This is a genomic window from Streptomyces sp. NPDC042002, assembly GCF_055588305.1.
Genome location: NZ_JBVJCT010000007.1, coordinates 247,171 through 254,907, shown reverse-complemented (window position 1 = coordinate 254,907; position 7,737 = coordinate 247,171). Strand labels below are relative to the sequence as shown.

At 69.9% G+C, this 7,737-nt stretch carries 3 protein-coding genes and 1 tRNA gene; all 4 read right to left on the bottom strand.

The genetic code is table 11. The annotated features are described in order from the left end of the window. Nucleotides 1-79: 79 nt before the first annotated feature. Nucleotides 80-152, bottom strand: a tRNA-Lys gene (locus ACZ6KY_RS14275). Between the two features lie 121 nt (nucleotides 153-273). Beyond that, a complete protein-coding gene (locus ACZ6KY_RS14270) occupies nucleotides 274-1,809 on the bottom strand; it encodes an amino acid permease (RefSeq protein ID WP_469310561.1) in 1,536 nt (511 codons plus the stop codon). 58 nt (nucleotides 1,810-1,867) lie between these two features. After that, nucleotides 1,868-4,990 (bottom strand): FG-GAP-like repeat-containing protein, encoded by a 3,123-nt coding sequence (locus ACZ6KY_RS14265; RefSeq protein ID WP_469310560.1) that lies wholly within the window; start codon nucleotides 4,988-4,990, stop codon nucleotides 1,868-1,870. 211 nt (nucleotides 4,991-5,201) lie between these two features. Beyond that, nucleotides 5,202-7,493: a DEAD/DEAH box helicase gene (locus ACZ6KY_RS14260; RefSeq protein ID WP_469310559.1), complete on the bottom strand. Its 2,292-nt coding sequence runs from the start codon at nucleotides 7,491-7,493 to the stop codon at nucleotides 5,202-5,204. Nucleotides 7,494-7,737: the final 244 nt, after the last annotated feature.

Genomic DNA, 7,737 nt, shown 5'->3' with positions numbered 1-7,737 from the left:
GGGAAAGCAGGCAGACAAGAAACACAAAAAAAAACGGAAACCCCCAAGCGAGGCTCGCTCTGAGCTGGGGGCTCTTCCGTAGACCCTGTGGGACTCGAACCCACAACCAATGGATTAAAAGTCCACTGCTCTGCCAATTGAGCTAAGGGTCCCCGTGCCGGACAACGCCGGTACGGCGCACCGGCCCGCGCCGATGCATCCCCGAGCATAGCGGGACGTGGCCGGGACTCCGATCGGGTATCGGGGACCCGGCCACGCCAAAAGCGCACAAGGTCAGGGATCTACCGGTTCGGGCGCACCCTTGCGGGCGGCCTCTCGGGCGATCGTGCGCTGGTGGTCGGGGTTGAGGAACCAGTGCCGGGCCGAGGCCAGCCACCAGGCCGCGGCGAAGCCGAGGACGGCGAGGACGGCGATCGGGGCGTAGTTGAACGTCTCCCAGGTGACCGGGGAGACCTGGGGCAGCATGAACAGGATCGTGATGGCGGCCACCCAGGCGACCGCGATCACCCCCACGGGGCGGGACCAGCGGCCCAGATGCCAGGGCCCGCGCTCGAAGGCGTCACCCTTGCGCACCCGCAGCAGCGTCGGGATGACGTACGCGACATACAGGCCGATCACGGCGATCGACGTCACGGCGGCGTAGGCCGCGTAGTTGATCAGGTACGGCAGGCCGAGCACCAGGGCGCCCAGCGCGGCCAGCCAGACCGCCGCCACGGGGGTCCGCGTGCGCGGGTTCACCGTGTGCCACACCTTCGAGAACGGCAGCGCGCCGTCGCGGGAAAAGGCGTAGATCATGCGGCTGTTGGCGGTCACCGACGCCATGCCGCAGAAGAGCTGGGCGCCGATCACGACCAGCAGCAGGAGCTTCCCGGTCGTCGCGCCGAGCGCGTCCAGCAGGATCTGCGCCGGGGGCGCGCCCGTCGTCGAGCCCAGTTCCTTGTCGTACGACTGGATGGCGAAGTTGAAGCCGAGGAGCAGGACGAACCCGGCGATCCAGGAGGTCCAGATGGACCGCACGATGCCCTTCGGGCCGGCCGTGGAGGCGTCGTGGGTCTCCTCCGTCATATGGGCGGAGGCGTCGTACCCGGTGAACGTGTACTGGGCCATGAGGAGCCCGATGAGGACGACGTAGACCCCGCTGCCCCAGCCCGTGTTGTTCACGAACTTCGTGAACACGAAGTCCGCCGACTGGTGGTGGTCCGGTACGAAGGTCAGCGCGCCGACGATGACGGCGACACCGATGACGTGCCACCACACGCTGATGCTGTTGAGGAGGGCGACGATCCCCACGCCGAAGGTGTTGAGCAGGCCGTGCAGGATCAGGATTCCGGCGAACAGCAGGACCGTGCGGCCCGGCGTCACGACGAAGTCGAACTGGAGGTTCAGATAGGCGCCGAGGAAGGACGCGGCGCCGAAGTCGATGCCCGCGGTCACCGCGACCTGGCCGAGGACGTTGAACCAGCCCGTGAACCACGCCCAGGCGGCCGCGCTGCGCTCCGGGGCGAGCCGGTGGGCCCAGAAGTACAGTCCGGCGGAGGTCGGGTAGGCCGAACAGATCTCGGCCATCGCGAGCCCGACGAACAGCGTCATCAGTCCGACCGCGACCCAGCCCCAGGTGATCACGGCGGGACCGCCGGTGTTCATGCCGAACAGATACAGCGTCAGGCAGCCCGACAGGACCGAGATGATCGTGAAGGAGACCGCGTAGTTGGAGAACGCCGACATGCGGCGGGCGAGAACCTGTGTGTAGCCGAGCTGGGCGAGCCGCTCTTCGTCCGACAGCCCACTCGCTCTGGCGTCATTTGTCATGCCCCCAGCGATTCCCTCGCCGGGGGCATGACATGCGCTACGGGGGAGGGCAAGTTGGCTAGAAAAGGCCCTTGTAGCTCTGCCAGCCGCCGGCGATCTTCACCCGCGGACCGAACGAGCCCGTCCCCGTACCGGCGTTGCGGTAGACGTTCCCCGACGTGTCGCGCACGACCAGGTCGTTCTTCCCGTCGCCGGTGATGTCGCCGGTCCCGACGATCGCGTTGTAGGACGCGCCCCAGGCGGAGAACACCTTCACCCGGTCCTTCAACAGGCCCGTCCCCGTGCCGTCGTAGCGGTACAGCGTCCCCGCCCCGTCCCGCGCGAGGACGTCGCCGATCCCGTCGCCGTTCAGGTCCCCGGCACCGATGATCTTCGTGTAGCCCGTCCACGCCGTACGGATCCTCTTGCCCGCGGCGAGCGTTCCGTCGCTCTTCGCGGCGAACAGGTAGAGGTCGCCGGTCGAGGCCTTCCGCGCGAGCAGATCCGGCCGCCGGTCGCCGGTCAGGTCGCCGGGCGAGGTCAGGACGTCGTAGGCGTTCCAGCCGGTGCCGAGCGCCTTGTACGAGGTCGAGGGGGTCGGCGCCGTACCGCACGCGGGCTTGTAGCCGCGCAGGGACCCGTCGCTCATCCGCACCAGGACGTCGTTGCAGCGGTCGCCGTTCAGATCGCCGAACGGCACCGCGACCGCCTTGGCCGACCAGCCGTTGCCGGTGACCTTCCCGGCGAACGCGCCCTTCCCGTCGCCCTGCTGGAAGGTCAGCCCGCCCGAGGAGTTGAGGGTGAGCAGGTCACCGATGCCGTCCGGGCCACGCCCTCCGGAGCCGGTGTGGTCGTGACGCGCCGGGGCGCCCTTGCGCAGCGCGACCGTGCCACCCACCTCCAGCGGGCTTCCGGCACCGTCCGCCGGTGTGACGGACAGCGTCCAGTCGTACGAGCCGTTCGGCAGGAACACGTCCCCGGGAAGGGTGTTGTCGACGCCGGACCAGCCGACGCTCAGCTCCCCGCGCGCGGCGCCGCCGTCCCGCGTGTCCACGACCTTGCCGGCCTTGTTCCGCACGGTCAGCCGCCAGTTCGACGACGGCTTCGACAGCAGCAGCGTGGCGAGGGTGTCCGGTGTCGTGTCGATCTCGGTCGGCTCGACGTAGGAGGCCTTCTGGGCCGGCGCCAGCAGCCGCAGCGGCTGCTGGGCCACCCCGGACGGTACGAGGTGCACGCGCTCCTGGCCGTCCACGTAGGCGGCGTTCGCGCCGGACTCGTCGACCGTCCAGCGCACGTCGCGCTGCGAGACGCCGGTGTCGGGCAGATCGCCGATGATCCGGCTCTCGGCGCTGCCGCCCGCGACCGTCGTGAGCGTCAGCTTCCCGGTCCGCTTGTCGTGCGTGACGACGTACCCGTCGCCGAGCTTCGCCTCGTCGGCGGGCACGGCCACGGACTTCTTCGCCGTACGGTCGAAGACACCGGCCCTGCCGTCACAGGTCCAGTAGATCCAGCGGCCGAGGGCCTGGAGCTCGGTGGGCGTGCAGCCCGCGTCGGTGGTGAGGGTCTCGGTGGTCTTCTTCGCGGTGAGGTCGTACGCGGTGACGGTGCCGGACGTCGGTCCCGCGGTCCAGAGCACGTCGCCGGAGAGCGCGGCGGCTCCCGGAGTACGGGTGAGCGCCGGGGTGCCGTCGTTGCCGATCGCGTACACGTACTGCTTGTCGGCGGTCGTGTGGATCAGGTACTTGCCCGAGACGTCGGTGACCTGGCCCCCGGCGGGAACTGCGCGCTCCCAGAAGCCGTACGGTGCGGGCCCGTTGACCCGCAGGCGGTCGGAGGTCGCCGTGTCCTTCGTCAGCCAGACGGCCCGGTTGTCCGCCGTGCCGTGCAGCTGGGAACAGCCGACGTCCGTCGCCGCGCAGCCGTAGAGCTTCAGATCGGTCCCGTCGTACGAGGTGCGCTCACCGAACTCGGGCGTTCCGGTCGCGGCGACGGTCCGCACGTAGTCGTCCCGGTACCCGCCCGAGCTCTCGTCGGCGACCAGGAGCCGGCCCTGGTCCAGGGACAGCCCCTGGATCTTGTACGGCGGCTTCGGCAGGGCCTTGACCATCCCGACCGTGGGCCTGCCGTCGGCGCCCGCGGTGATCCGCTGGACTCCCCAGTCGTCGGCGCCGGTGCGGCCGATGACGACCGCGGTGCCGTCCGGGGCGGCGGAGACACCCGAGTTCGAGGCGACGAACAGAGTCACCGCCTCCCCGCCCGCCATCGGAACAGCCGTCACCTTCGCACCGCTGCCCGGACGGTGGACGAGCCAGTCGCCGACCACCGCGAGGTCGTCAGCGGTACGGGAGCCGGTGCTGTCGAGCGTGACCTCGACGGGTGCAGCCGACAGGTCGGAGCGGGAGTACACGTACGCCTTCGTGCTCTCGACGCCGCCGAACACGACGAGGTGTCGGGGGGAGAGCTTGGTGTAGGTGGATCCGGTGGTGGGCAGGGCCGCGGTCCAGGCCCGGATCCGGCCGGTCTCCGGGTCGACGTCGACCAGCGTGGCAGCGCCGTCCACCCTGGCGAAGAACACCAGCCCCGCCGCGTCACCGCGCACGGGCCCCCCGAGAACCATGCCCGAGGGCACCTCACCGACGGGCACATCGCGTGTGGTCCCGTCGGGCCCGGCGGTGAGCAGGTGCTTGAGCTTGCTGGTCGTGCCGTCCTCGGCCGTGACGTTCTGGTAGCTGACGACCGTGGTGCCGAAGACGTTGTACAGCGTCTGCCCGGCGGGCACGTGGAGCGTGGTGGTCGTGCCGTCGACGGCGTTCCACAGGTCGACGTGGCCGTCGTCGTAGCGGTACGCGAGGACATCGCTGCCCGTCCCGAGGGTGACCAGGGCGTCGGCGGTCGACGGGGCGTCGAAGGACCTGCCGTCCGCGTAACGCGTCCACACCACTCCCGGGTGGCCCTCCAGCCGGTGGAAGACGCCCAGGACGCCCACCGCGTCGCCGCCCGTGGTGGTGTCGGGATTGACGAGCGTCGCCGCCGTGTACGACGAGCGGTGAACGGACGGAACCACCGTCTCCTGAGCAGAACCCACCGCGGACGCGGACGTCGGCAGCAGCGGGATCGCGCCACCCGCGAGCAGCGCGGAAGCGGCCGCGGCGACAGCGGCACGTCTCGCTCGCGGAGGACGGACGAAGGCATGACGAAGCAAGAGATCCCCTCCCGGAACAGTGGAGGGGCGTCTGCCGTCCCAGGCGTCGACCTGGCCCCCAGTCGTCGCATCCTCCACACAAGTCCCATGATCCTAACGGGAGTTGGAAGGCGAGCGGGAAGTCATTTTCCACGGCTCGCCCCCGGAGACGACGATGTGGCCCCCACCCGGACCGGGTGGGGGCCACATCACTTCACTGAGCTAGTCGGCGTCAGCCGTTGCGCTTCCAGCGCGGCTTCTCGTCACGGCGGAACGAACCCGTGCCGGTGCCGGTGCCGGTCGTACGGTGGTCGTCGCGACGGGCGGCCGGGCGGTCGTGGCCGGAGCGGAAGCTGCCGCCCGCGGGACGGTCGCCCTGACGGTCACGGTTGAAGGGACGGTCGCTGCCCCGGTGGCCGCCGGCGCTGCGGTTGTCGTCACGACGCTCGAAAGAACGGCCACCGCGGTCGTCACGGTTGAAGCCACCACCGCTGCGGTTGTCGTCACGACGCTCGAAAGAACGGCCACCGCGGTCATCGCGGTTGAAGCCGCCACCGCCGCGGTTGTCGTCACGACGCTCGGCGGGACGGCCGCCACGGTTGTCGTCACGGTTGAAGCCGCCACCGCTGCGGTTGTCGCGGTTGAAGCCACCGCCACGGTTGTCGTCACGGTTGAAGCCGCCACCGCTGCGGTTGTCGCGGTTGAAGCCACCGCCACGGTTGTCGTCACGACGCTCGAAAGAACGACCGCCACGGTCATCGCGGTTGAAGCCGCCACCACTGCGGTTGTCGCGGTTGAAGCCACCGCCACGGTTGTCGTCACGACGCTCGAAAGAACGACCGCCACGGTCATCGCGGTTGAAGCCGCCACCGCCGCGGTTGTCGTCACGGCGGAAGCCGCCACGGTCGTTGTCGCGACGCTCGTAGTTGCCCCGCTCGTCGCGGCGCTGACGCGGCTCGTACGCGGGACGCTCGGCCGGGGCCTCGGCGACCACGGACTCGGCGGCCGGGGCCTCGGCGACGACAGCCTGCTCGGCGGCCTCGGCGGCAGCCGCGACGGCCACCTCGGGGTCCTCGCCGCGCTCACGGGCGGCACGGGCGACCAGACGGTCGGCCTCGCCGCGCAGTTCGGCGGCGCGACGCTGCGCGCGCTCCAGCTCCTTGGTGAGCTGGGTGACCTCACGCTCGGCCTGCTGGGCGGCGTCGCCCGCGGACTGGGCCTGGACCTCGGTCATCGACCGGGCGCCGGTGATCTCGGCGACCTCGGGCTCGAAGGCCGTACCCGAGTTGATGATGTGACGCGCGGCGTCGACGCCCGCGTCCTCCATCAGCCGGAAGATCTGGCGGCGCTGGTGCGGCAGCGACAGCGACACGACGGTGCCGGAGCGGCCCGCGCGAGCGGTACGGCCGGAGCGGTGCAGGTAGTCCTTGTGGTCGCCGGCCGGGTCCACGTTCAGGACCAGGTCGATGCCGTCGACGTGGATACCGCGGGCGGCGACGTCGGTCGCGACGAGCGCGTTGACGTAACCGTCCTTGAAGTCGGCCAGCGTCCGCGTACGGGCGCCCTGGGTCATGCCGCCGTGCAGCGCGTCGGCCTTCACACCGGCGTCGCGGAGCTGCTCGGCGATGCGGTCGGCGCCCAGCTGGGTGCGGACGAAGATGATCGTGCGGCCCTTGCGGGAGGCGATCGCGGCGGTGACCGGCGCCTTGTCCTTGGGCTTCACGATGAGGATGTGGTGCGACATGGTCGTGACGTTGCCCTGGGCGCTGTCGACCTCGTGCGTGACCGGGTTGGTCAGGTAGCGCTTGACCAGCGTGGAGATCTCGTTCTCCATCGTGGCCGAGAAGAGCATGCGCTGACCGCCGGCCGGGATCTGGTCGAGCAGCTCGGTGACCTCGGGCAGGAAGCCCAGGTCCGACATCTGGTCGGCCTCGTCGAGGACGGCGATCTGGGTGTTCTCCAGCGAGCAGGCGCCGCGGCTGATGATGTCGCGCAGACGGCCCGGGGTGGCGACGAGGACGTCGACGCCGCGCTCCAGGGCGTAGATCTGGTTGCCCATCGACGTACCGCCGCAGACGACCTTCATCTTCAGGCCGAGGACGTCGCCGTAGGGCTGGAGCGCGTCGGCTACCTGCATGGCCAGCTCACGGGTCGGCGTGAGGATGACGGCGCGCGGCTTCTTCTTCTCGGTGTGGCCGCCGGCGAGCTGCGCCAGGGTCGGCAGACCGAAGGAGAGGGTCTTGCCGGAGCCGGTGCGGCCACGGCCGAGGATGTCCTTGCCGGCCAGGGCGTCCGGGATGGTCGCGGCCTGGATCGGGAAGGGGCTGGTCACGCCGTTCTGCGCGAGCTTGCGGACGATGCCCTCGGGGAGACCGAGGTCCTCGAAGGTCATCTCGGGGGCGGACTCGACGGTCTCGATGGTCTCGACAGCCTCGATGGTCTCGATGACCTCTACGGCCTCGACCGCGTCGTTGTTCTCGTTGTTCTCGGGCACGACGACGTGATCAGTACTGGAAACAGACATGCGAAATGCGAACCTTCCGGAGTTCTTCGGCACGCGCCCAAACTCCGTGAAGTCGCAAACGACCGCCTCTATGCGGTCCGGCCACGGCAAGGGAGAGTACGCGCCACGCGGCGCTCTCTGCGGCGGCGCCGGGCAAATGGGATCAAACGATCTACTACCATACGCACCCTTCCCCCATGAAGGCAAACCGAGCCTCCTACGACCAGGTGGGGGTGCGTTCTTAGCCACCTGCTCGCATCAACAA

Bases quoted from the DNA above. Each gene is read 5' to 3' on its own strand.
- ACZ6KY_RS14270 (WP_469310561.1), bottom strand. From the start codon at position 1,809: ATGACAAATGACGCCAGAGCGAGTGGGCTGTCGGACGAAGAGCGGCTC.
- ACZ6KY_RS14260 (WP_469310559.1), bottom strand. From the start codon at position 7,493: ATGTCTGTTTCCAGTACTGATCACGTCGTCGTGCCCGAGAACAACGAG.